Origin of the sequence: Galbibacter marinus (genome assembly GCF_000300875.1) — a bacterium.
Classification (GTDB): Bacteria; Bacteroidota; Bacteroidia; order Flavobacteriales; family Flavobacteriaceae; genus Galbibacter; species Galbibacter marinus.
Genome location: NZ_AMSG01000017.1, coordinates 23,749 through 49,280 on the forward strand (window position 1 = coordinate 23,749; position 25,532 = coordinate 49,280).

Consider the following 25,532-nt stretch of genomic DNA (forward strand, 5'->3'; position numbering starts at 1 on the left):
TCAAATTTCAGCACACAATCCTCATATACCACATCGATAAAAACTACATATTTCTTCTGTATTGTCCACCTACCTCAAATAGTGCAGTTGTAATTTGTCCAAGCGAACAATATTTGGTTGCCTCCATGAGGGTTTCGAATATATTCTTGTTCTCAATAGCAGCTTGTTTAACCTCCTGTAAAGCTTTTTGGGCTTCCTTCTGATAAGTATTATGCAAAGTGGATAAGGTTGTTAATTGTAGCTGTTTTTCCGCCTCAGTTGCCCGGATGACTTCTTTTGGAATTACTGTTAAGGAACCTTTACTACTTAAAAAAGTATTTACCCCTATAATTGGATACTCTCCTTTGTGTTTAAGGGTCTCATAATACAAACTTTCTTCTTGAATTTTTGATCGCTGATACATGGTTTCCATCGCTCCAAGGACTCCCCCACGCTCAGTTATTCTATCAAATTCTAAAAGCACTGCTTGTTCTACCAAATCTGTCAGCTCTTCAATGATGAAACTTCCTTGAATAGGATTCTCATTCTTAGTAAGACCTAATTCTTTATTGATAATGAGCTGAATAGCCATCGCTCTACGGACAGACTCCTCTGTTGGAGTTGTAATGGCCTCATCATAAGCGTTGGTATGCAAAGAATTGCAGTTATCATAAATGGCATATAGCGCTTGTAGGGTAGTTCGAATATCATTAAAATCGATTTCTTGAGCATGTAAAGATCTACCAGAAGTTTGAATATGATATTTCAACATTTGAGAACGTGGGTTGGCTCCATACTTATCGCGCATGGCCTTTGCCCATATTTTTCTTGCCACACGACCAATTACCGCATATTCAGCATCTACACCATTGGAGAAGAAGAAAGATAAATTAGGACCAAATTTATTGATATCCATACCCCTACTCAAATAGTACTCCACATAGGTAAATCCATTGGCAAGTGTAAAGGCTAGTTGAGTAATAGGGTTGGCTCCTGCTTCTGCAATATGATATCCAGAAATCGAAACAGAATAAAAATTTCTAACTTCATTAGAAATAAAATAACTCTGAACATCACCCATTAATTTTAAAGCAAATTCTGTTGAAAATATACAGGTGTTTTGTGCTTGATCTTCCTTTAATATATCAGCCTGAACGGTCCCCCGTACTTGGGTCATAGTTCGTGCCTTAATACTGTTGTAGACCTCTGGGTCCAAAACCATATCTCCCGTGACACCTAACAACATAAGTCCTAGGCCATCATTTCCCTCTGGTAACTGTCCATTTTCTTTATTACTTCCATCGACTGAAAAGCCGTGATACGTAGGTCGCTTCTCTCCTCTTTCTTTATAAATAGCATCAATTTTATCTGAAACTTGTTGCTCTAAACCATTTTCTTTAATATACAGTTCACATTGCTGATCAATGGCTGCATTCATAAAAAAACCAAGCAACATGGGTGCGGGTCCATTAATGGTCATACTAACTGATGTCATTGGGTTTGCAAGATCAAAACCACTATAGAGTTTTTTTGCATCGTCCAAACAACAAATTGAAACCCCTGCATTACCGATTTTCCCATAAATATCAGGTCGTAAATCCGGGTCGTTCCCATATAAGGTTACCGAATCAAAGGCCGTTGACAAACGTTTTGCTTCCATTCCTAAACTAACGTAATGAAACCTTCTATTTGTACGCTCAGGTCCACCTTCACCAGCAAACATCCTTGTTGGATCTTCGCCCGTTCGCTTAAATGGATATAAGCCTGAAGTAAAAGGAAATTCTCCAGGAACATTCTCTTGTAATACCCAGTTTAATAAATCTCCCCAAGCCTTGTATTTTGGTAAAGCAACCTTTGGGATTGCACTTCCTGACAATGTGCTGGTATGCGTTGGAATTCGAATCTGCTTATCTCGGACTTTGAACTCATAAACTGGATTTTTATAACGTGCCTTTTTGTCCTCCCACTGAATTAAAATATCCCAATGGTGAGGATCCAAATCTTTTTTCACGCGATTAAATTGATCCAATAGTAATTGAACTAGTTTAGCCTGATTTGTATCAGAAACCGAATCTAGAAGCAAAGTTTCATTAAGTCCAACTTGAGTTAAATAGTTGGTTTCTTTCTTTGATTTATCAGCTTTGGTTAAGCTATATATTGACCTAAAAATCCCATAAAGATTCTGGGCAACTTCTACTTGTTGATTAACCTTTGTATCATAATTTCGATTGCTTTCAGAGATCTCAGAAAGGTATCGCGTTCTATTGGGTGGAATGACATAAGTTTTTTCGCTTTTTTCCATAGTGATATGGAATTGTGAATCAAGCAAAGCGTTGGTCTTTTCTTTTAAGATTTGCATTATGGCCATATAAAGGCGATTCATACCAGGATCGTTAAACTGTGATGCAATGGTACCATATACTGGCATATCATCTGGTTGTGCATCCCACATAAGATGATTTCGCTGATATTGCTTCTTAACATCCCGAAGGGCATCCAAAGCACCTCTTTTATCAAACTTATTTATGGCCACTAGGTCCGCAAAATCCAACATATCGATTTTTTCTAATTGGGTAGCGGCACCAAATTCAGGAGTCATCACATATAGCGACACATCAGAATGATCCAATATCTCTGTGTCACTTTGACCAATACCGGAAGTCTCAAGTATGATTAAATCGAATTTTGCTGCTTTAAGAACCTCAATGGCCTCGGCAACATTTTTGGATAGTGCTAAGTTAGATTGTCGTGTTGCAAGACTTCTCATATATACCCTAGGATCATTAATAGCGTTCATCCGAATGCGATCTCCCAACAAGGCTCCACCGGTTTTTCTCTTAGAGGGATCCACGGAGATAATTCCAATGGTTTTATCTTCAAAATCATTTAAAAATCGTCTTACAACCTCATCGACTAAGCTACTTTTACCAGAGCCACCTGTTCCTGTAATACCAAGAACTGGAACCTGGAGAGAACTAGGATTTAATTCTGAGAAAATCTCTTGAAACAAATCATGTTGATTCTCAGTTAAGCTAATCAGCCTAGCGATTACCCCACTGTTTTTCTCTCTAAGGCCAGATTTAATATCAGCGCGGTCTATAGAATCTATAGGGAAATCAGACAATTCCACAAGATGATTAATCATTCCTTGAAGCCCTAGAGCCCTTCCATCGTCAGGAGAATAAATTTTAGTTATCCCATAATCCATGAGTTCCTTAATTTCTTCAGGTAGGATAACTCCACCTCCACCGCCAAAAATCTTAATATGCGTTGCCCCTCTCTTTTGCAAGAGGTCATACATATATTTAAAATATTCGTTATGTCCTCCCTGATAAGAAGTCATTGCAATGGCGTTGACATCCTCCTCGATAGCAGTGTTCACAACCTCCTCCACGCTTCGATCATGACCTAAATGTATAACTTCTACACCTGAGGACTGGATGATTCTACGCATGATATTAATCGCTGCATCGTGACCATCGAAAAGAGAGGCCGCAGTAACGATTCTTATTTTATTCTTAGGAATATATGGTTTTGTTTGATTCATTTTCAAAAATATGAGGTTTTAATAGCTGCAATTTAAAGAATTTGCAACGAATTAGGAATTTTGTTTTAAAATACCCTTGTTAAAAATTAATAATTACAACAAAGTAAAATTTTTTGATCCCCAAAATACCGTAATTTTATCATTGTAAACAACAAATCATATGACCAAAATCACTATTCTTATTCACTGTAAGGATACTTCAGGGATCATCGCATCTGTAACAAGCTTCATCCATCAAAACCAAGGAAACATTATTTATATCGATCAACATGTCGATCGGCAAAATGGAATCTTTTTCATGAGGTCCGAAAGTGAATTTGTACATGACAATTTTGATTTAGAAAGTTTTAGATCTGAATTTAAGTATCGTATCGCTGAGCCCTATCAAATGAAATGGCAGTTGCATTCCGATGATTACCGTCCTAAAATGGCCATTTTTGTTTCAAAATACGATCACTGTTTATACGACCTATTAGGAAGATATAATTCAGGTGAATTAAAGGTAGACATTCCTTTTATCTTAAGTAATCATCCAGACCTAAAACCTATAGCAGAGGCATTTAAAATTCCATTTTTCCATGTTCCTTATACGAAAGAGATAAGTCAAGAGGCACAAATAAAGCAATTACAATTACTTGAGCAGCATCAAGTAGATTTCATTGTGCTAGCCCGGTATATGCAAATTATATCAACAGCATTAATCGAGCGCTATGAAAATAAAATCATCAATATTCATCATTCTTTCTTACCTGCCTTTGTGGGAGCCAAGCCTTATCATTCCGCCTACAAAAGAGGGGTGAAAATTATTGGCGCTACAAGTCACTATGTCACTAAGGAGTTAGATGCTGGACCTATAATTGAACAGGATGTTACAAGGGTAACCCATGCTCATTCCATAGAAGACATGGTTACAAAGGGAAGAGATCTTGAAAAGATTGTACTGGCAAGAGGTATCAAACTTCATGTAGACAGAAAAACAATGGTGTATAATAATAAGACCATTATTTTCAGTTAAGCAATTACAGCAGAATTCTAGGATTTGGTAATATTAAAAGCTGACATTTGACTTCTCTAAAATCTCGTGAAGTTATTATTGAGATATAAAAAACATATCTAACCCACAAATATTTTAGATTACCCAACCTTTACAATATTCTTGGATATAATTCTTATTTTTATTCTTCTTGTTGAATGTAATTCCAGTAGTTTTGGAATTCAGCAATTTTAACCCAACCACCCACTATGCGTTATAAAACTATAATTTTTACAGTCATATTTATCTTAGCATCCCTTATTATTAGTTGCCAGAATGATACAAAAACCGAAAACAACAATACCGCAAGAAATAAAATATCCATAAATGAAGGATGGAAATTTTTTAAATACACTTCAAAGGGCAAAACTGATGATCTATTTTATGATATTCGGCCGGCGATTGAAAATGCAAATGATAATAAAGCTGCTGATACACCAGCAACGGAAGCTGAAAAATTAGAAACCTCTCAAAAGGCCTTAAAACCATATATCCTACCAACGGCAAATACTTTTATAAAAGACTCAACTCAGCATCATACTAGACCTGAAGGTCAACCCGGGAGCGATTTTCCTTTTGTGCAAACTCGCTTTGATGACAGCAATTGGGAAACCATAGATTTACCTCATGACTGGGCTATTAAAGGTCCCTTCCAAAAAGGTGATAGTGCTGAGGTAGGAGGTGGAATGGGCCGTTTACCAAGTAATGGCGTAGCCTGGTATAGAAGAAAAATTGACATCTCTGAAAAAGATAAAAACAAATCTATTTTTTTAGATATTGATGGTGCCATGTCTTATGCTATTGTATGGCTTAACGGGAACTTAGTTGGCGGTTGGCCATATGGCTACAATTCGTTTCGATTGGATTTAACACCTTATCTAAACTTTTATGGAGATAACCAAATAGCAATTCGATTGGATAACCCAAATCACTCTGCCCGCTGGTACCCAGGTGGTGGCCTGTATAGAAATGTGTGGTTAACCAAAACCAACAAAGTACATGTTTCACATTGGGGAACTACAATAACCACTTCAAATGTCTCCAAGACATCGGCAGAGATTCATGTTGATGTAAAGGTCGAAAACAATACAGAAACTGATTCAAATATTGACCTGATCACGAAGATATACGAATTTAACAATAATGAGGTCGCAACGCCAGTTGCCACAATCACAAAGTCTAATGTTAAAATTCCAGCGGGCAAAAGTCAATCCATTAAAGGGTCAGTAACCACAGACAACCCAAAACTTTGGGGGCCTCCTCCATCACAAACTCCTCACCTATATAAAGCTGTTACTTCTGTAATGGACGAAAATGATTTAATAGACAACTACGAAACCATATTTGGTATTAAGGATATTGAACTCGATCCTAATCAAGGCATTTTGGTCAATGGCGAATTAATTAAAATTCAAGGGGTAAATGAGCATCATGATTTAGGAGCTATTGGTACTGCATTTCATTTACGCGCAGCGGAGCGTAAATTAGAAATTTTAAGAGAGATGGGGGTCAATGCCATCAGAATGGCCCATAATCCACCAGCTCCAGAATTTTTGGATCTGACAGATAAAATGGGATTTTTGGTAGTGGATGAAGTATTCGATTCTTGGAAACGAAAAAAAACACCTCATGATTTTCATTTAATATTTTCAGATTGGTATGAAGCTGATGCTAGGGCTATGGTGCGCAGAGATAAAAACCATCCATCGATCATTATGTGGAGTTATGGGAATGAAGTTGGTGAACAGTACACAGGTGAACAGGGAGCAGCCATTGGACAAAAGTTATCAGATATCATAAAAGAGGAAGACCCAACTAGACCAACAACAAGTGCAATGAACTGGGCAAAATCAGATATGCCATTTCCTAAAGTTATGGATATCATCAGTTTTAACTATCAAGGAGAAGGCATCCGCCAAGATCCCATTTTTGACAATGTAACTGATAGAATTAAGACAAAGCCACAATATGAACCGTTTCATAATAAATTTCCAAACAAAGTTATTCTAAGTAGTGAAACCGCATCGGCAGCCAGTAGTCGTGGCATATATTTATTTCCTGTAACGGATTTAATCAGCTCACCAATCCGGGATGGAATGGGTGGTGACTCTAAAATAAAACACGTCAGCGCATACGAACTTTATGCCGTTGATTTTGGATCTAGTCCTGATAAGGTTTTTGCTTCATTGGATAAACACCCTTACTCAGCAGGAGAATTTGTTTGGACTGGATTTGATTATTTAGGTGAACCAACGCCTTACTATGATTCAAGAAGTTCGTATAACGGCATTATCGACTTAGCCGGATTCCCAAAAGATCGTTATTATTTATATCAAGCAAGATGGCGACCAGACTTACCAATGGTCCACGTATTGCCACATTGGAACTGGCCTGAGAGAATCGGGCAAATAACACCAGTACATGTATTTACCTCTGGTGACCAAGCGGAAGTTTTTCTAAATGGAAAATCACTTGGTAAAAAGAAAAAAGGAGAATTTGAATACCGTTTGCGTTGGGATGAGGTACAATACTATCCCGGAGAATTGAAGGTTGTTGCCTATAAAAACGGCAAAAAATGGGCAGAGAAAACGGTTTTTACAACCGGAGAACCTTTTAAACTGATCGCAAAGGCGGATAGATCTACAATTGATGCCGATGGTAAGGACTTATCTTATATCACAGTTCAAATAGCTGATAAAGACGGTTTAGTTGTTCCGACAGCCAATAACGAACTTGAGTTTAACATTCAGGGCCCAGGAGAAATTATTTCCACCGATAATGGAGACCCTTCTGATTTAACATCCTTTGTTTCTAAAAAACGAAATGCCTTTAATGGTCTCGCACTAGTTGTTGTTCGCTCCAAAAAAGGAGAAACTGGAGCCATGGAGTTAACTGTTAAATCAAATGGATTGAAGAAGACCGTTGTTCATTTAGTAAGTCACAAAAAATAGTAATCAATTATCCACACAAATCATCGATTTAATAGTTTGGTAATTTACTCTTAACACTAACTAGAATCTATATGCTGACATTTGCATCATCAGTAACGCACCAAATAAATTTTGAGTTAGCAAAACAGATTAGTTAGTTTAGTTTAGTTTTAAAGCCGATATCAGTCGGCTTTTTTCGTTTTCAATTGTAACTTAAGTTCTTTAAAATATTCTAAAGCTAAAGAGACCCGAGAGCCATACCAGGAGAAGAATTCTCCATCTACTAATACGATTTCAGTGCCCGGAAATACTCCCGCTAGTTCCTCTTTATGCTTTTCTTTAAAAGGATAGGGTTCTGAAGATAAAAACAGCAAATCGATCTTAGAAGTATGTAAATCTGATAATTCAATCTCAGGGTATCTGGAGTGATTCTTAAAAGCGTTTTTATAACCTGCCACCTCGAGCATGTGATTAATAAAGGTATCTCCCCCTGCAAGCATCCACGGTTTTTTCCAAATCATATAGGCGACTTTTTGACGTGGCTCACCAGATAAAAATGAATTATACTCCTTTGCCTTTTTTTTAATCTGTTGGATGAGAAACTCAGCTTTGCGAGCTACTTTAAAAATCTCACCATATTGCTGAATTAATTCATAACAGTCATCTAAATTATAGATATCAGCAAGATGCACCTGAGTGAAGTCTTCTAACTGCTCAACAATTTGCTGGGTATTCTCTTCCTTATTACAAAGTACTATGTCTGGATTTAGGGATTTGAGTGTTTCCCAGTGTACGTTTTTGGTTCCTCCAACTACAGTAATGTTACTTCTCAGATGATTCGGATGAACGCAAAACTTGGTAATACCAACTAATAAATGTTCTAAACCCAAATCATATAAAAGTTCTGTTTGAGATGGAACAAGGCAAACTACCCTTTTAAAAGCACGTGAAGTATCAATATGTCTACCTAGTTGATCAACCAAAGGAATCAAAGAAAACTGGCCATTTGCAATTGTAGATCCTTCGCCTTCTCTGCCGCTTTTTCAGCAAAGTCTTTCCCTTTTGAAGCATATAAGATACCTCTAGAAGAATTCACTAAAAGCCCCACATTATCATTCAACCCGTATTTGCAGACCTCCTTAAGACTCCCTCCCTGAGCTCCTACCCCGGGAACTAGTAAAAATGATTCTGGAACTATCGCACGAATATCCTTTAGATATTCTGCTTTGGTTGCACCAATGACATACATTAGGTTTTCAGAATTCACATAATTCTTTGAGGTTTCCAGCACATTTTGATAAAGAGGTTTTGCGGCATATTCCTTGGTCTGAAAATCAAATGCACCAGGATTTGAGGTAAGAGACAATAATATGGTATGCCGATCCTTAAAAGCTAAGAACGGCTCTACAGAATCTCTTCCCATATAAGGAGCTACGGTCACAGAATCAAAGTTGAGATCCTCAAAGAAGGCTTTAGCATACATGGTCGAAGTATTCCCGATATCGCCTCTTTTAGCATCCGCTATGGTAAACAACTCTGGATAATGCTCATTAATGTAATCAATTGTTTTCTTTAAACTCTCCCAGCCTTTGATTCCCAGAGCCTCATAGAAAGCAATATTTGGCTTTAACGCTACGGCTAAATGGTGCGTGGCATCAATAATTGCTTTATTAAATTCAAAAACAGGGTCCTTGGTTTCTAACAAATGGGTTGGTAACTTCTTTAAATCGACATCCAAACCTATGCATAAAAATGATTTTTTCCTTCTTATCTGCTCTACCAGCTGGGTTAATTCCATAGTAATGATTGCATTTACTTAAAGCCTCTTAAGGATATATTTCACTTTAAAATACTTTATAAAATATTTTTAAATGAAGAGAATTTTGGTTTATAAAATTTCGCTAGCCTCCTTAAGCTTCTCTGTATTTTCTGCCAATTTCAATTCTTCTATTATTTTATCCAAATCACCGTTTACAATATTAGAAAGGTCGTAAAGTGTAAGACCTATACGATGGTCGGTAACTCTTCCTTGAGGGTAATTATAGGTTCTAATTTTTGCACTACGATCTCCACTAGAAACCATACTTTTACGTCTTGCGGAATCCGCTTCTTGTTTTTTCGCCAATTCCCTTTCATACAATCGAGATCGTAGAACCTTGATTGCTTTTTCTAAATTTTTGTGCTGTGATTTCTCATCCTGACAGCGTACCTCTATTCCAGTAGGGATGTGTTGTAACTGGATCGCAGAATAAGTCGTATTTACAGATTGTCCTCCAGGACCAGTTGAGGTGGTTCTAATAATCTTCACATCCCCCATATCCAACTCAACGTCGAATTCCTCAGCTTCTGGCAATACCATCACAGTGGCTGCAGAGGTATGTACCCGGCCTTGCGTTTCAGTTTGTGGAACACGTTGAACTCGATGCACACCCGCTTCGAATTTTAAGGTTCCGTAAACATCACTTCCGTTGACTTCAAAAATAATTTCTTTATATCCTCCAGAGGTTCCTTCATTGAAGTCCACCACGCCAACCTTCCATCCTCTACCTTCACAATATTTGGTGTACATGCGTTGTAAATCACCTGCAAAAATACTTGCCTCATCTCCTCCTGTTCCTGCTCTGATCTCAACCACGACATTTTTAGCATCCTCTGGATCCTTAGGAATAAGCATGAATTTGATCTGTTCTTCCAAACCAGGGAGTTTCTCCTTGGCCTCATCCAACTGCATCTTTGCCATTTCTACCATTTCAGCATCACTTGCATCAGCAATGATTTCCTCAGCCTCAGCAATGTTATCCAAAACCTCTTTATACTCCTCCCTTTTATCTACAAGATCTTTAAGATCTTTGTACTCCTTATTGAGTTGCACATAACGCTTTTGATCAGCGATGACATCCGGCTGGATGATCAAATCTGAAATCTCATCAAAGCGTTGCTTTACAACATTTAATTTATCTAACATAACTTCTTTAAAATTGGCAGCACAAATTTACGATTATTTTGATGGAATTTGATATGTGCCAGCCTTAGTATAACAATCCCATATTCATTTTAGTATCCCTTTTATTTGGCAAAACACCCATATGCGCAGCTCACATAGGGCAGTTAAAGAGCTTATAACCTAACTATTAAACTCTCTAATTTACTACCAAAAAAGGTTATTAATTATAAAAGAAGACGTTAATAATATTCAAAAGTTCCCTTATCCGAAATAATGCTCAGCTTTTTGGTAGATGAAGCCTCTACCCTTCCTACTATTTGAGCGTCCACATCAAAAGACTTAGAAATTGCAATGATCTCCTGGGCTATACTTGGATCAACATACAACTCCATACGATGCCCACAGTTAAATACCTGGTACATCTCCTTCCACGACGTTTTAGACTGCTCTTGGATGAGTTTAAATAGCGGTGGCACTTCAAACATACTATCTTTAATGATATGCAAATTGTCAATAAAATGCAATATTTTAGTTTGTGCTCCTCCACTACAGTGAATCATACCATCAATCTTTGCTGATCCGATTTTTTGAAGTATCGCTTGAATGATCGGCGCATAGGTTCTTGTTGGAGATAATACTAATTTTCCAGCATCCAGTGGAGATCCTTCAACAGAATCTGTTAGATTTGTATCTCCAGAGTACACCAATTCCTCTGGTACACTGTGATCAAAACTTTCTGGATATTTTTCTGCCAAATATTTACCAAACACATCATGTCTCGCCGATGTTAACCCATTACTTCCCATACCTCCATTGTATTGCTTTTCATAGGAAGCTTTACCATAAGAAGCCAATCCAACAATCACATTACCTGCTTTAATATTCGCGTTATCTATAACATCGGAACGTTTTATTCTGGCAGTAACAGTAGAATCCACGATAATGGTTCTCACCAAATCCCCTACATCAGCTGTTTCTCCTCCAGTGGAATAAATATTTACCCCATACTGTTTCATTTCAGCAATAAGTTCCTCGGTACCATTAATAATCGCAGCAATTACCTCTGAAGTTATCACATTCTTATTTCTCCCAATGGTCGAAGAGAGCAAAATATCGCTCGTAGCTCCTACGCAAAGTAAATCATCGATATTCATTATCAAGGCATCTTGAGCGATCCCTTTCCAAACTGAGACATCCCCTGTTTCCTTCCAATACATATAGGCCAAAGAAGACTTGGTCCCTGCCCCATCAGCGTGCATGATCAAACAATGATCCTCGCTACCCGTTAAATGATCGGGAATAATTTTACAAAACGCTTTTGGAAATAATCCCTTATCAACATCTTTAATGGCGGCATGCACATCTTCCTTTGAAGCAGAAACACCTCTTTGTGAATATCGTTTACTTATCTGAGAACTCATTGAATGAAATTTTAGACAAAAATAGCCATAAAAAAAAAGCACACAAACTTTTGTTTGTGTGCTTATACTTTAGAAGGTTGGTTAAGGCCTTCTATCTTCTGTAATTCAAAAATTTTATGTCCCAAAATTTAAGAACTACATCATTAAATTGATTAATAGCGTCCCAAATATAGGAAAACATTTAGTTGTAAAATCAGGAAAAATCCCCTAATTTATAGATACTTAGCTTTTTTCGACCTAGCCACGTAAAAATCGGTTTAAGAACAAAGCATATTATATGCTTTATAACCGATCAAACATTATTTTGTAAACAACAGTTCTCTATATTTAGTAAGTGGCCATAAATTATCCTCTACCATTAATTCTAATTTATCACAATGGTAACGGATGTCTTCAAAAAATGGCAACACACGTTCGCAATAAGCCTCTGCTTTAAGCTGCGCTTTATCCAGTTTATTCGCGTATTTTCTAGCATCTATCATCATATTAACCTTTGAGTTGATCTCAGAAATATGTTCAGAAATTTCTTCAATCAAATCCAGTTGCTCTGGAGCCAATTTCTTAAAATCACTTCCAAAGACATCTTTGATTCCTTTAACATTAGTGATTAATATATTTTGATAGCGAATTGCAGTTGGAATAACATGATTTCTAGCAATATCACCTAGTACTCTACTCTCTATTTGAACTTTGTGTACATATTCCTCTAATTCTATTTCGTGACGGGCTTTAATTTCGATCTCACTCATAACATCAAGTTGTTCAAACAAATCGATGGTGGATTTCTTAAGATATACCTTAAGAGCCTCTGGAGTCGTTTTATTATTACTCAGGCCTCTTTTGACCGCTTCCTTTTCCCATGCAGCGCTGTATCCATCTCCTTCAAACCTAATTTTCTTAGAAGCTTTAATATACTCTCTAAGCACATTAAATATGGCCTCATCTTTTTTCAGGCCTTTTTTGTCAATCAAAGCATCCACTTCTACTTTGAATGCTTTAAGTTGCTTGGCTACAATGGCATTTAAAATCATCATCGGTTTTGCACAATTCGCCTTAGATCCCACAGCTCTAAATTCAAATTTATTACCTGTAAAGGCAAAGCTAGAAGTACGGTTTCTATCCGTGTTGTCTAATAAAATCTCTGGAATCTTACCAACTACATTTAATTTTAGATCTGTTTTCTCCTCAGGTGACAACTTTCCTTTAGACACATCCTCTAATTCCTCTAAAACCTTGTTGAGTTGACTTCCAATAAAAACAGAAACAATTGCTGGAGGTGCTTCATTAGCGCCCAATCGGTGGTCATTTGTTGCGGAAGCCACTGAAGCTCTTAAGAGTTCTTCATTATCGTGAACAGCCTTAATGGTATTTATAAAGAAGGTCAAGAACTGTAGATTCTTCGTCGGTGTGGTACCAGGGCTTAATAAGTTGACACCTTTATTTGTGGCCAAGGACCAATTGTTATGTTTACCCGACCCGTTAATTCCGGCAAATGGTTTTTCGTGGAACAGTACTTTAAAATTATGCTTGTCTGCCATTTTATCCATAAGGTCCATCAATAATGAATTATGATCCACCGCAAGATTCGCCTCTTCATAAATAGGCGCCAATTCAAATTGATTTGGAGCCACTTCATTATGTCTGGTTTTCACAGGAATCCCCAAGCGAACACATTCATTTTCCAATTCTATCATATAGTTCAGCACACGATCGGGAATAGATCCAAAGTAATGGTCGTCTAATTGCTGACCTTTTGCTGGTGAATGACCAAGCAATGTCCTACCTGCTAATAGTAGGTCAGGCCTTGAAAGGGTAAGCGCTTTATCAATTAAAAAATACTCTTGTTCCCAGCCCAAGGTAGCGTTTACCTTGGTGACACTTTTATCAAAATATCGTGCCACCTCTGTGGCAGCTTGATCAATAGCTAATAGAGATCGAAGCAAAGGCGCTTTATTATCTAAGGCCTCTCCTGTATAGGAAACAAAAACTGTAGGGATGCATAGAGTCGTCCCGTGAATAAATGCTGGAGATGTTGGATCCCAAGCAGTATACCCCCTAGCTTCAAAAGTATTTCGGATACCTCCGTTTGGAAAGCTGGAAGCATCAGGCTCTTGTTGTACCAGCTGTGCACCGCCAAACCTATCAACCGCATCAGTGGTACTAATGGGCTCGAAAAAGGCATCGTGTTTCTCGGCTGTTGTTCCAGTTAATGGTTGAAACCAGTGCGTGTAATGTGTGGCCCCTTTAGATATTGCCCATATCTTCATATAAGTGGCAATCTCATCAGCTAATTTTCTGTTTATCTTTCCCCCACCTTCTATAGCATCCATTACACTACTATAAGCTTCTTTAGACATCACCTGCCTCATGACAACTGCATTAAAGACATTGGCACCGAATTGATCTGAACGATGGTCAGGTGTTTCAACATGAACAGGAGTGCGTTCAAACGTTTGCTTTATTGCTTCAAATCTAATTGTAGACATATAAATAATTGGTATATAAAGTATTAATACTTCGTTTATTGTTACGAATTAACAAATTACCTAAATATTTCACATTGTAGGAAATATTGAGACATTATTTTTTAATTATTTGTCAACAAAATTCGCTCAAATTATGCATATAAAAAAATACCCCCTAAAAAAATAGGGCATTAATAAAAATTAAAGACGTATTTAAAAAAACACCCCTTGATTTATCGAGATATTTTCAAAAAAACTACTTTTGCGAATGTAAAGTTCAATTAAAACTATAAAATTATGAGCAAGGCAAAACTTGAATACATTTGGTTGGATGGATATTTTCCCACCCAAAACATGAGAAGCAAAACTAAAGTTGAAGACAATTTTAGTGGAAAATTAGAAGACTGCCCTATATGGTCTTTTGATGGTTCCTCAACCAAGCAAGCATTAGGAGGTTCTTCAGACTGCTTACTAAAACCAGTGGCAATTTATCCAGACCCTGCAAGGAATAATGGATATTTAGTCATGGCAGAGGTACTTAATGCGGATGGCACACCACACCAGACGAATTCAAGAGCCACTATTGATAATGAGAATGATGAAGATTTTTGGTTTGGTTTCGAACAAGAGTACTTTATTATGGACTCCAAAACAGAATTACCACTTGGTTTTCCTGTAGGAGGATACCCAGGTCCACAGGGATTGTATTACTGCTCAGTGGGAGGTAAAAACACCCATGGAAGAGCAATCGTAGAACGTCACGCCGACCTATGTATTGAAGCTGGCATTAATTTCGAAGGCATTAACCAAGAAGTAGCCTGTGGTCAATGGGAATTCCAAATCTTTGCCAAAGGAGGCAAAAAGGCTGGGGACGAAATTTGGATTGCCCGTTATTTACTAGACAGATTATGTGAGGAGTACAATTACTATATAGAGTACCACCCAAAACCTATCAAAGGAGACTGGAATGGCTCTGGAATGCATGCTAATTTCTCTAATACCCTGCTTAGAACCTGTGGTTCAAAAGAAGTTTATGATAAAGTTTGTGAAGCGTTCAGACCCGTTACAAAAGAGCATATCGATGTATATGGAGAATTCAACGATGAACGTTTAACTGGAAAGCATGAAACGGCTTCAATAAATGACTTCTCATATGGAGTCTCCGATAGAGGTGCCTCTATCCGTATTCCAATTATCACCGTTGAGAAAGGATATAAAGGATGGTTAGAGGATAGAAGACCAGCTTCGAATGCTGATCCTTATAAAGTTGCTGCTAGAATCATAAAAACAGTAAACACTGTAAATGTAGCAGTGGAAGCATAAAATATAATTCTACATCACCATTACTATAGAGGCTGCATTTAGTGGCCTCTTTTTTTGATTTAAACACAAGAATTCCTGCAAAATTAGTTATAAAACTATAAAAGTAGTTGCTTAACTATAAAAATAGTTTTATATTTGGTTTCTATTGATTCATAAAGCAAAGATTACGCGTATGCAAAAGTTAACCAACAAAGAAGAAGACATCATGAAGATTCTGTGGCGCCTTGAAAAAGCTTTTGTCAAAGAAGTGATGGCCGAGATCAAAGAGGAAAAACCACATTATAATACCTTATCTACTATTATCCGAAACCTAGAAGAGAAAGGCTTTGTCAGTCATAACGCTTTCGGAAACACCCACCAGTACTACCCTATTGTGAAAAAAGAAAGCTATCGTTCCAGATTTGTCACCAAAGCAATGGAAGACTACTTCAACAACTCTTACAAAAATCTTGTAAGTCACTTTGCCAAGGAAGAAAAAATATCCGTGGAAGAATTAAAAGAAATCATTCATCAAATAGAAAACAGTAAGTAATGGAAATTTATCTAATCTATGTACTTAAATCTGCGATCCTTCTGAGCATATTCTGGATTATATACACTGTTTTTCTAAAAAAAGAAACGTTCTTTAATCTCAATCGCTACTTTTTAATTCTTGGTATAGTAACGGCATTATTGCTACCTGTTGTTAAGTTTCAACGAATGGTTCACATACATTTCCCTAGCGTGATCCCATTTGAGAACCCCGTAGGTGTAATCGCTGGGGTCAATGTAGAATCGCCTAATTATTGGACCTATCTATTCGGGCTTTATATCCTAGGGGCTTCGGTTGTAGCGGCGCGATTTATAATGGAACTATTATCTTTAAAAAGGATCCTCAGAAAGGGAAGGCTTGTAAAGAAAGTAGGAAAGGTATCATTTATCGAAGTTGAGCAAGAGGTAAGTCCATTTTCATTTTTAAGCACCATTGTCTACAACCCTGACTTACACTTGGAATCTGAATTAGATACCATATTAAAGCATGAAAACATTCATATCTCACAAAAGCATTCGGTAGACATGCTACTAGCTAGCCTTATCAAAATCATCCTGTGGTTTAATCCTATCAGCTGGAATTACAAAAAGCAGCTCGCTCAAAACCTTGAATATATCGCAGATGATCAGAGTTGTACTTTGGCTGATAGTAGCAAAAAGGACTACCAATATTTATTGTTAAAACAACTATCCGGAAACTCGTTTTCCGTCATCAATCCATTTTTTAATACATTAATCAAAAAACGAATCGTTATGTTACAAAAACAAAGATCAAACAAAAGAAGTAGTTGGAAATATTTCTTAGTACTTCCATTTTTAGCAGGGTTTATGTTACTTTTTAGCTTTAAAACCCAGGTGAATTATCTGCCAATTGAAGCCTCTTCTCCACTTGGCATTAATGTAAGCCAACAAGCCCAAGATTCTTTACCTCCCCTTTATGTAATCAATGGAGAAAAACAACCTTCTGATTTTAAAGTAAGTACTATCGCAGTGGATGACATAGAAAGTATTTCAGTGCTAAAGAATGAATCAGCCACAGAACTCTATGGAGAGCAGGGAAAAAACGGGGTCATTCATATTACTTTAAAACCCAACAATTCCACTACTGACACCTCTAAGAAAACAGTTCTACAGGTCCCCACTAAAAGCATTTCGGGTAAACCACTCATAATTGTAAATGACAGACAAATGCCTGATGACTTTGACATAAATTCTATAGACAAATACACTATAAAATCCGTAGATGTAATTAAAGAGAAAAAGGCTACAGAAAAATATGGTAACAATGCCAAAGATGGAGTCATTAAAATCTACACAAAAGATCATCAAAAGAAGTAGAAGAATTGTAAAAGCTTTTTAAGGTTAGCAGCTATGGGTAAATATCCATAGCTGTTTTATTTTCATAATTAATTTACAGTTGATAGATAAATATCAAAATAAATTTACTTTGGAAAACAGACCCTCTAAAAAACGATGGATCAGGACATTTAGTAACTGAAAAAAAATTGGTGCTGCTTGGGCAAATATTGGTTTGCTTAGAAGAATATTAGTATATTTACTTTGTAACCAGCCCAGTAAATCCCTAATTTAAATTTAGGGTACAAAAATTAATTGTCAATAAAAAAGGGACGGCTGTTACTCCTTGTGAAAGCACAATGATTTTTTAAACTGCATGATTCATGAAAAAACAACTCTTTAAAATATTAGCTAAAATCAATCGAGCCATCCTCCCTTCATATACCAAAAAAGGCTTAGACCTTGCCACGGCTACTAAAGTGCAATTAGCGATTATAGGCTGGAAGGCATTTGTAACAAAAAACACATTAGATTAATAAGTGACTACTGCCTTTGTATTGAAACCTTTTAGTTTATCTCTACCATTTAAAAAAGCGAGCTCCATTAAAAAATTACACTGCACAACCTCTCCACCTAGTGCTTCCACTAAATTGCATACAGCTTTTGCTGTTCCTCCGGTTGCCAGAACATCATCGTGAATTAAGACCTTGTCTCCTTTTTTAATACCATCGGTATGGATTTGTAAACTGTCTTGCCCGTATTCCAAATCATATACTTGAGTCAAAGTCTGGAAAGGTAATTTCCCAGGTTTACGTACTGGGACAAAACTACATTTTAAAGCTGCTGCTAATAAAGTTCCAAAAAAGAATCCACGACTCTCTACTCCCACTACAACATCTATTTGCCGATCTGGCATCAATGAAATAAGTGATTGTAAGGCCTGTTCTCTCATGCTATGATTTACTAATAAAGGTGTGATATCTTTAAAAACAACACCTGGCTTTGGAAAATCCTTCACTTCTCGAATAAACTCTTGTAATTCTTGCATCCCTATAAGTAATTTTTAAACAAAGATATCATATACTCACGGGTTGAAATAATACTTAAAGATGAAATAAACTTTCTGACTATTAAGGATAAAGAATCTACTGTATCTTTACAACCAAAATAAAGGTTTTATGAATTGGATCATATTAATTATAGCAGGACTCTTTGAAGTAGGCTTTGCCACTTGCCTAGGTAAGGCTAAATCATCTTCTGGAAATGAAGCTATTTACTGGTATGCTGGGTTTTTAATTTGTTTAACTATAAGCATGGTACTACTCATTAAGGCAACCCAGACTCTACCACTTGGCACTGCCTACGCTGTGTGGACTGGCATAGGGGCCGTTGGAACAGTACTAATGGGTATCCTTGTATTTAACGAGCCGACAACCTTCTGGAGGGTCTTCTTTATCACAACATTAATTATGTCTGTTGTAGGACTAAAATTCGTTTCGAATTAAAGTAGAAATGACTATATTCGTTTTTAAAATCAACAACTATGAAATTTTATCGACCAATTGTTATACTTGTAACAGTAGCTATGTTTATGCTGACCTCATGTGAGTCATCAACCAATTCGCCAGAAAAGGGTATTATCACCCACACGGTATTTTTTAAATTAAAGCACCCGAAAGGTAGTGAAGCTGAAAAAGAATTCTTAGCTCAAGCCGTAGCTTTAAAGTCCATTAATACAGTAATGAATATGACACAAGTTACTGAGATAGGGCAAAAAAATGATTTTGATTTAGGGCTAACAATGCAGTTTAAAAATCAAGCGGATTACGACACTTACTCCAACCATCCAGATCACGTTGAATTTGTTAAAAATGTTTGGGATAAAGAAGTTGTAGATTTTATGGAAATCGATTATATCGTCGAGTAAAATCAACCTTCCTTTTAAAGAAGTAAAATGCCATCTAAAACTATTTTAATTAGATGGCATTTCTATTTTTAGTCCTCTTTTGGACTATCATATTTTATTAGCTAAGCTACTGGCTCTCCATAGAGATCAAAATCTGCAGCCTCTAAAATCTTAATCATAGCGAATTCACCAGTTTTTAAATAATGCTTACTAGCATCTATAAGAACTTCATTATCCACATCTGGAGAATCAAACTCCGTTCTTCCTACAAAGTAATTTCCTTCTTTTCGATCGATTACACATCGGAAAGTCTGCCCTACTTTTTGTTGGTTTAACTCCCAAGAAATCTGAGATTGTATATCCATAATTTCTGAGGCGCGTTGTTGTTTAACCTCCTCTGGAACATCATCTTCCAATTGGTAAGCATGGGTGTTTTCTTCATGACTGTATGTGAAACAACCCAAGCGTTCAAATCGCATTTCTTTCACCCACTCCTTTAGAAGGTTAAAGTCTTGCTCAGTTTCTCCAGGATATCCCACAATAAGGGTGGTTCGAATAGCCATTTGAGGGACAGCTACTCTAAAGTCTTTTAAAAGCTGAGTGGTTTTATTATAGGTGGTTCCTCTTCTCATCGATTTTAAAATCGAATCAGAAATGTGCTGAAGTGGAATATCAATGTAATTACATACCTTTGGCTCTTGTTTTATTACCTCTAAAACATCCATTGGAAAACCAGTAGGGAAGGCATAATGCAGTCGGATCCACTCCACTCCTTCAACTTTAACAAGCGCTTTTAGAAGTTCAGCTAAAGCTCTTTTTTTATAAATATCAAGACCGTAATAGGTAAGATCTTGAGCAATTAAGATTAATTCTTTTACTCCACTAGCTGCCAATTTTTCTGCCTCTATAACCAGCGCTTCAATTGGAGTACTTTTGTGTTTACCCCGCATAAGAGGTATCGCACAAAAACTACAAGGACGATCACAACCTTCTGCGATCTTTAGATATGCATAATTCTTAGGAGTGGTAGTGAGTCGCTCACCGATGAGTTCATGCCGGTAATCTGCACCCAATGCTTTTAAAAGACTAGGTAATTCGGTAGTCCCAAAATATTGGTCCACATCCGGAATCTCTTTTTGAAGGTCTGGCTTGTATCGTTCACTCAAGCAACCCGTAACAAACACTTTATCAACTTCACCTTCTTCTTTCTTTTGCAAATACTCCAAGATGGTGTTCACACTTTCTTCTTTTGCGTTATTGATAAAACCACAGGTATTAATTACCACCACGTTACCTTCCTTTTCATGAACAACTTCTTTCCCACTGGCTTTGAGCTGTCCCATGAGTACTTCACTATCGTAAACATTCTTCGAGCACCCTAGGGTAACTACATTAATTTTATTCTTTTTTAACGTCTTGGTTCTCATACCTTACATATAAATATTAACCTTCAAAGTTACCAATTCTAAGGCCTAAGAAAGTAGTATAATTAACTCTAGCAAACTACCCTACCTACGACAGAGCCGATGGGTTGGGCTTCAAGGATTGTAGACTCACCTAACGATAATGCCTTACCTTGTTTTGGTTTTATATCCGACTGCATCCAACAACCAGATACTGTTTATACTTTGTTTTATCCATCAGTAACCCAGAACGGATTCTACTACTTGGGAAAAACCTATAAACAATCGGCAAAATTACGCTTTTGATAGCGTATAAAACGAGTATCTCGAAGGAATTTAACCCTTATGACATTAAATTGTGCAAATAAACTATCAATTGCTCTTCGTAAAAGCGAATAACAGAAAACAAAATCACACAGATAATAGCATAGATCCATTTATAGCCCCCTGTTTTAATAACTTTAAAAAGCAAATAAGCGACTATAGCACCTACAATTCCAAGAATGAAATTAGGCCAAAACCACTGCCCTCCAAAAATTGCTATACCTTTTAAAATAGCATAAAACAAACTAAAATAAGCCAATACCCGAGTTAGGGTCACTAGAAATTTTGAGCTATTCATCACTTGAAGAAGGAATCGACAAATTCATATTTATTAAATACTTGAAGATCTTCAATTGCCTCTCCTACTCCAATATATTTAACAGGTATTTTAAACTGGTCTGAAATTCCTATAACCACCCCACCTTTAGCTGTACCATCTAATTTGGTAACGGCTAAGGAACTCACCTCAGTGGCCTTTGTGAATTGTTTTGCCTGTTCGAAAGCATTTTGACCCGTAGAACCATCCAAAACAAGCAATACTTCATCCGGCGCATCAGGAACTACTTTTTGCATAACACGCTTTACTTTAGTAAGTTCATTCATAAGGTTTATCTTATTGTGTAATCTACCAGCGGTATCGATGATTACCACATCAGCGTCTTGGTTAACAGCAGATTTCAAGGTATCAAATGCCACAGAAGCAGGATCACTACCCATTTGCTGTTTTACAATGGGAACATCAACGCGATCCGCCCAAACTTGTAGCTGATCAATGGCAGCCGCGCGAAAAGTATCTGCAGCACCTAAAACCACCTTTTTACCTTGCTTTTTAAATTGGTATGCAAGCTTTCCAATAGTGGTAGTTTTACCCACACCATTAACTCCTACTACCATTAGAACATAAGGTTTTTTATCAGTAGGAAGCATAAAGTCTTCCTGCTCCCCAGTATTGGTCTCTGACAACAAACTAGCGATTTCTTCTCTTAAGATCCCATTGAGCTCATCGGTTCCTAGGTACTTATCCTTTGCAACCCTTGCCTCAATACGCTCAATAATTTTCAAGGTGGTATCTACCCCCACATCGCTACTAACTAACACCTCTTCAAGATCATCAAGTACCTCATCATCCACCTTAGATTTACCTGCTACGGCTTTACTTAACTTACCAAAGAAGCTAGTCTTTGATTTTTCAAGTCCTTTATCTAAAGTCTGTTTCTTTTCTGAAGAAAATATTTTTTTAAAAAAACTCATTTATTGCGATTAATTCTTTGGTGTTCTTATCATCCTAAGGCGACAAGAATGGTTATTATCCTTGATTAAACTCTTACAGTAAAAATTTTGTTCTCTATAAATGACGGTCATTCTAAAAAATAATCCGTCTATACAAACATACAACTAAATTAACAGTTGTGATACTATTTTGACGCTTAGGTAATTTTAAACTTACATCAGTCAAAGTACATTAAATCAAAAAAGCCACTTCCCGGATAGAAAGCAGCTCTTAGCGATAAAAAGTTGTGAACTTTTATTTTTTATTCACCCAGTCATTAACTAGTTCTGGAGCCATAACGGCTTCAACAAAAGTATAAGCACCTGATTTAGGAGATCTAACCATTTTAATTGCTTTGGTTAATCTCTTTGAATTTGTCTGTAACGTTGCTACTGATTTCTTTGCCATGGCCTAATTATTTTATTTCTTTATGAACAGTCATTTTCTTAAGGATAGGATTGAACTTTTTCAATTCCATACGATCCGGAGTGTTCTTTTTATTTTTAGTAGTGATGTAACGAGAAGTTCCTGGCTGCCCAGATTCTTTATGCTCGGTACATTCTAATATCACCTGTATTCTATTACCTTTCTTTGCCATTTTATTCCTTATTTAGCGGATTACCAATTACTTAATAAACCCTTTTTCTTTTGCCTCTTTTAATACTGCAGTAATCCCTTTTTTATTAATAGTTTTTAATGCAGCAGTAGAAATTTTAAGCGTAACCCAACGGTCCTCTTCTGGAAGAAAGAAACGCTTTTTAATTAGGTTAGCGTCAAATTTACGCTTTGTTCTATTCATAGCGTGAGAAACGTTATTTCCCACCATTGCCTTCTTTCCTGTAAGTTCACAAACTCTTGACATGCTTCTATACTTTAGTATTATTTAAAAACAGGGTGCAAATTAACGAATTCTAAGTCTTAATAGCAAGTGAAAGAATCATTTTTTTGAAAATTCTTTAAAAAGCATTTCCAAAGCTTTATTTACCGCCTTATTAATCACTTTTTCCCGATGATTTCCTAGGTTAAGTTCCTTAGAAAAAACACCTTTCGGAGTCGCCAAACCGATAAAAACGGTTCCTATTTCGGCATCTGAGTCTCCTTTTACCGGTCCAGCATTCCCCGTAGTAGACAGGGCAAAATCTGTTTTAAACATCTTTTGAGCAGACAAAGCCATAGCCTCAGCCACTGGCGCACTGACTACGCTGTGCTGATCTATTACGGATTTATCAATATGCAAAACATCGATTTTCGACTCAGTAGCATAGGTGACAACACCACCTGTAAAAAAACTAGAAGCCCCAGGGATAGCAGCGAAGGTATGAGCCAACTTACCTCCAGTACAACTTTCTGCTACCGAAATGTGCTGCTTACGATCACTTAGTAACTTAGCTAATGTATGCTCCAAAGCATTCTCCTCCTCTAATCCAAAATATAAATCCTGAATCAATGGCATAAGGCCGTCCATTTGTTTTTGAACCTCCTTCTCCAACAATATTTTATCATCTCCTTTAGCCGTTAATCTCAGCCTTACTTTACCTAAATTTGGTAGGTAAGCTAATTTAATGGTTCTCGGAAGTTGATTTTCCCAAAACTCGAGACGTTCCGCTAATGCACTTTCTCCGAGTCCGTAGGTAAGAATGGTCTTGTGGAGAATATAAGGGTGCTTAAACTGCTTTTTCAGCTTGGGAAGCACAGAATCAACGATGAGTGCCTCCATCTCAAATGGGACCCCAGGAAGAGAGATAAACACCTTTCCTTGTTTTTCAAGCCACATTCCTGGTGCTGTACCATAATGATTCATCAACACCTGCGCGCGTGAAGGCACAAGTGCCTGCCCTTTATTTAAATTAGAAATTGGACTATTGGAATACTTTTTAAACAGGCGTTCTACATTTTCTAACACCGCCTTGCTTTCAACAAGCTCATCTGAAAAGTAAGTACAAATCGTATGCTTTGTGATATCATCCTTAGTCGGCCCAAGCCCCCCTGTGATAATAACAATATCCACTCTGGATTCTGCCTCTTCCATCGCTTTCAAAATGTGGCTTTGTTCATCTTGAACAGAGCTCACCTGAAAAACTGAAATACCGATTGAATTGAGTTTCTTAGCAATGAACGCAGAATTCGTATCTACGATTTGACCTATGAGTATTTCATCGCCAATAGTAATAATTTCTGCTAACATTTTAGCTACTTTATATAATTGTTTAATTCCTGATACGCCGCTTGGAATTCAATGGAAGCACTAGTGGACAAACCTTTGATGCTCTCAATGTCCATATCTCCCCTAGCATGGGATTCTATGGTCAACATCTGATCCTTTAACTTGTCTATTCCAAGTAAATCTGCGTTGGGTTTTATTTTATGTGCATATTGATAAATAGCACTAAAATCTTGAGTATCAATTGCTTTTTCAAGACCCTTAAAATCTTCAGGAGTCTCTTGTAAAAAGGTGGTTATTATGGTTTGATTAAACTCCTTATCTCCTCCAGATAATTCGTTGAGCTTATCTAAATTGTACTTCATAATGTTAGGTATTATTTAATTGATAGGTTAAATATTTCTTGTTCGTTTATGTGTCCTTGTAAATGGTCACCACTGTGAACCTGTGAAACGCCAGCAGGGGTACCCGTAAAAATTAAATCGCCTGTTTTGAGTGTAAAATACTTCGAAACATACGAAATTAATTCATCTATTTTCCATAACATTTTTGCGCTGTGACCACATTGAACCTGTTCATTGTTCTTAGAAAGGCTAAAATGAACATCGTTTAAATCTCCTAAAGATTCCTTTGCCAACCACCTACCTACAAAAGCAGAATTATCAAAGGCTTTGGCCTGTTCCCATGGCAAACCTTTAGCCTTTAAGGAACTTTGTATATCTCTAGCTGTAAAATCTATACCTAAACTCACCTGAGTGTAATAGTTAGGCGCGAACTTCTGAGCGATATGCTTTCCTACTTTACATATTTTAACGACAAGTTCTACCTCATGATGAATCTCAGAGGAAAACCCTGGTAGGTAAAAATCCAATCCATTTTTTAAGAGAGCCGTATCAGGCTTCATAAAAATAACAGGAGCATCAGGTTTTTCATTCTGAAGCTCAGCAATGTGTTCAGTATAATTTCTGCCAACACAGATAATCTTCATGTCAGTTTTAA

At 36.9% G+C, this 25,532-nt stretch carries 24 protein-coding genes; 8 read left to right on the plus strand and 16 right to left on the minus strand.

Translation table 11 applies throughout. The features are described from left to right. Positions 1-43 precede the first annotated feature (43 nt). A complete protein-coding gene (locus I215_RS11295; RefSeq protein ID WP_008992098.1) occupies positions 44-3,526 on the minus strand; it encodes a methylmalonyl-CoA mutase family protein in 3,483 nt (1,160 codons plus the stop codon). Positions 3,527-3,686: 160 nt separating this feature from the next. Here I215_RS11295 and purU point away from each other — a divergent pair, with 160 nt between their 5' ends. Both purU and galB read left to right on the plus strand, forming a co-directional pair. Continuing rightward, positions 3,687-4,541, plus strand: coding sequence for a formyltetrahydrofolate deformylase (gene purU, locus I215_RS11300; protein WP_008992099.1), 855 nt, complete (start codon positions 3,687-3,689; stop codon positions 4,539-4,541). A gap of 227 nt (positions 4,542-4,768) precedes the next feature. Continuing rightward, on the plus strand, positions 4,769-7,510 hold the full coding sequence (gene galB, locus I215_RS11305) for a beta-galactosidase GalB (RefSeq protein WP_008992100.1): 2,742 nt from the start codon (positions 4,769-4,771) through the stop codon (positions 7,508-7,510). 161 nt (positions 7,511-7,671) lie between these two features. Here the strand turns inward: galB and I215_RS11310 are convergent, their stop codons facing one another. The 5 genes from I215_RS11310 to I215_RS11330 form a co-directional block, all read right to left on the minus strand. Beyond that, positions 7,672-8,481 carry an ABC transporter substrate-binding protein gene (locus I215_RS11310; protein ID WP_008992101.1) on the minus strand — a complete coding sequence of 270 codons (810 nt, stop codon included), beginning with the start codon at positions 8,479-8,481 and terminating at the stop codon, positions 7,672-7,674. After that, positions 8,478-9,287, minus strand: coding sequence for an orotidine-5'-phosphate decarboxylase (pyrF, locus tag I215_RS11315; RefSeq protein ID WP_008992102.1), 810 nt, complete (start codon positions 9,285-9,287; stop codon positions 8,478-8,480). Before pyrF ends, I215_RS11310 begins: the two co-directional genes overlap by 4 nt. Before the next feature lie 90 nt (positions 9,288-9,377). Next, the gene (gene prfA / locus I215_RS11320) at positions 9,378-10,454 is read right to left on the minus strand and encodes a peptide chain release factor 1 (RefSeq protein WP_008992103.1); all 1,077 of its coding nucleotides are present in this window, start codon (positions 10,452-10,454) and stop codon (positions 9,378-9,380) included. A 218-nt stretch (positions 10,455-10,672) separates the two neighbouring features. Continuing rightward, positions 10,673-11,854, minus strand: coding sequence for an AIR synthase related protein (locus tag I215_RS11325; protein ID WP_008992104.1), 1,182 nt, complete (start codon positions 11,852-11,854; stop codon positions 10,673-10,675). Positions 11,855-12,153: 299 nt separating this feature from the next. After that, on the minus strand, positions 12,154-14,340 hold the full coding sequence (locus I215_RS11330) for a glutamine synthetase III family protein (protein WP_008992105.1): 2,187 nt from the start codon (positions 14,338-14,340) through the stop codon (positions 12,154-12,156). Positions 14,341-14,616: 276 nt separating this feature from the next. Here I215_RS11330 and I215_RS11335 point away from each other — a divergent pair, with 276 nt between their 5' ends. The 4 genes from I215_RS11335 (at position 14,617) to I215_RS11350 (ending at position 18,005) form a co-directional block, all read left to right on the plus strand. Continuing rightward, positions 14,617-15,642 (plus strand): glutamine synthetase beta-grasp domain-containing protein, encoded by a 1,026-nt coding sequence (locus I215_RS11335; RefSeq protein ID WP_008992106.1) that lies wholly within the window; start codon positions 14,617-14,619, stop codon positions 15,640-15,642. Positions 15,643-15,814: 172 nt separating this feature from the next. Then, the gene (locus I215_RS11340; protein WP_008992107.1) at positions 15,815-16,174 is read left to right on the plus strand and encodes a BlaI/MecI/CopY family transcriptional regulator; all 360 of its coding nucleotides are present in this window, start codon (positions 15,815-15,817) and stop codon (positions 16,172-16,174) included. Further along, a complete protein-coding gene (locus I215_RS11345; protein ID WP_008992108.1) occupies positions 16,174-17,511 on the plus strand; it encodes a M56 family metallopeptidase in 1,338 nt (445 codons plus the stop codon). Before I215_RS11340 ends, I215_RS11345 begins: the two co-directional genes overlap by 1 nt. Before the next feature lie 341 nt (positions 17,512-17,852). Continuing rightward, on the plus strand, positions 17,853-18,005 hold the full coding sequence (locus I215_RS11350; protein WP_008992109.1) for a hypothetical protein: 153 nt from the start codon (positions 17,853-17,855) through the stop codon (positions 18,003-18,005). Here the strand turns inward: I215_RS11350 and I215_RS11355 are convergent. After that, positions 18,002-18,517, minus strand: a complete 516-nt coding sequence (locus I215_RS11355; protein ID WP_008992110.1) for an adenine phosphoribosyltransferase — start codon at positions 18,515-18,517, stop codon at positions 18,002-18,004. The genes I215_RS11350 and I215_RS11355 overlap by 4 nt on opposite strands. 130 nt (positions 18,518-18,647) lie before the next feature. On the opposite strand from I215_RS11355, the gene I215_RS11360 reads away from it, so the two are divergent. Together I215_RS11360 and I215_RS11365 are read left to right on the plus strand one after the other, a co-directional pair. Continuing rightward, a complete protein-coding gene (locus I215_RS11360) occupies positions 18,648-18,974 on the plus strand; it encodes a DMT family transporter (RefSeq protein WP_008992111.1) in 327 nt (108 codons plus the stop codon). Between the two features lie 38 nt (positions 18,975-19,012). Next, the gene (locus I215_RS11365) at positions 19,013-19,396 is read left to right on the plus strand and encodes a Dabb family protein (RefSeq protein WP_008992112.1); all 384 of its coding nucleotides are present in this window, start codon (positions 19,013-19,015) and stop codon (positions 19,394-19,396) included. 101 nt (positions 19,397-19,497) lie between these two features. Here the strand turns inward: I215_RS11365 and rimO are convergent, their stop codons facing one another. The 9 genes from rimO to I215_RS11405 all read right to left on the minus strand — a co-directional run bounded on the left by rimO (position 19,498) and on the right by I215_RS11405 (position 25,521). Then, a complete protein-coding gene (gene rimO / locus I215_RS11370) occupies positions 19,498-20,802 on the minus strand; it encodes a 30S ribosomal protein S12 methylthiotransferase RimO (protein WP_008992113.1) in 1,305 nt (434 codons plus the stop codon). Positions 20,803-21,121: 319 nt separating this feature from the next. Beyond that, positions 21,122-21,400 carry a hypothetical protein gene (locus tag I215_RS11375; RefSeq protein ID WP_008992114.1) on the minus strand — a complete coding sequence of 93 codons (279 nt, stop codon included), beginning with the start codon at positions 21,398-21,400 and terminating at the stop codon, positions 21,122-21,124. Then, entirely contained in the window at positions 21,400-22,353 is a 954-nt protein-coding gene (ftsY, locus tag I215_RS11380) for a signal recognition particle-docking protein FtsY (protein WP_008992115.1), read from the minus strand. The genes I215_RS11375 and ftsY overlap by 1 nt, the downstream gene beginning before the upstream one ends. Positions 22,354-22,627: 274 nt before the next feature. Then, entirely contained in the window at positions 22,628-22,780 is a 153-nt protein-coding gene (locus tag I215_RS15925) for a DUF4295 domain-containing protein (protein WP_008992116.1), read from the minus strand. Positions 22,781-22,787: 7 nt separating this feature from the next. Continuing rightward, on the minus strand, positions 22,788-22,970 hold the full coding sequence (gene rpmG, locus I215_RS11385; protein ID WP_008992117.1) for a 50S ribosomal protein L33: 183 nt from the start codon (positions 22,968-22,970) through the stop codon (positions 22,788-22,790). A 27-nt stretch (positions 22,971-22,997) separates the two neighbouring features. Further along, positions 22,998-23,234, minus strand: coding sequence for a 50S ribosomal protein L28 (gene rpmB / locus I215_RS11390; RefSeq protein WP_008992118.1), 237 nt, complete (start codon positions 23,232-23,234; stop codon positions 22,998-23,000). A 75-nt stretch (positions 23,235-23,309) separates the two neighbouring features. Further along, the gene (locus I215_RS11395; protein ID WP_008992119.1) at positions 23,310-24,557 is read right to left on the minus strand and encodes a competence/damage-inducible protein A; all 1,248 of its coding nucleotides are present in this window, start codon (positions 24,555-24,557) and stop codon (positions 23,310-23,312) included. 5 nt (positions 24,558-24,562) lie between these two features. Then, positions 24,563-24,898: an Hpt domain-containing protein gene (locus I215_RS11400; RefSeq protein ID WP_008992120.1), complete on the minus strand. Its 336-nt coding sequence runs from the start codon at positions 24,896-24,898 to the stop codon at positions 24,563-24,565. An 11-nt stretch (positions 24,899-24,909) separates the two neighbouring features. After that, the gene (locus I215_RS11405) at positions 24,910-25,521 is read right to left on the minus strand and encodes a fumarylacetoacetate hydrolase family protein (protein ID WP_008992121.1); all 612 of its coding nucleotides are present in this window, start codon (positions 25,519-25,521) and stop codon (positions 24,910-24,912) included. Positions 25,522-25,532 lie beyond the last annotated feature (11 nt).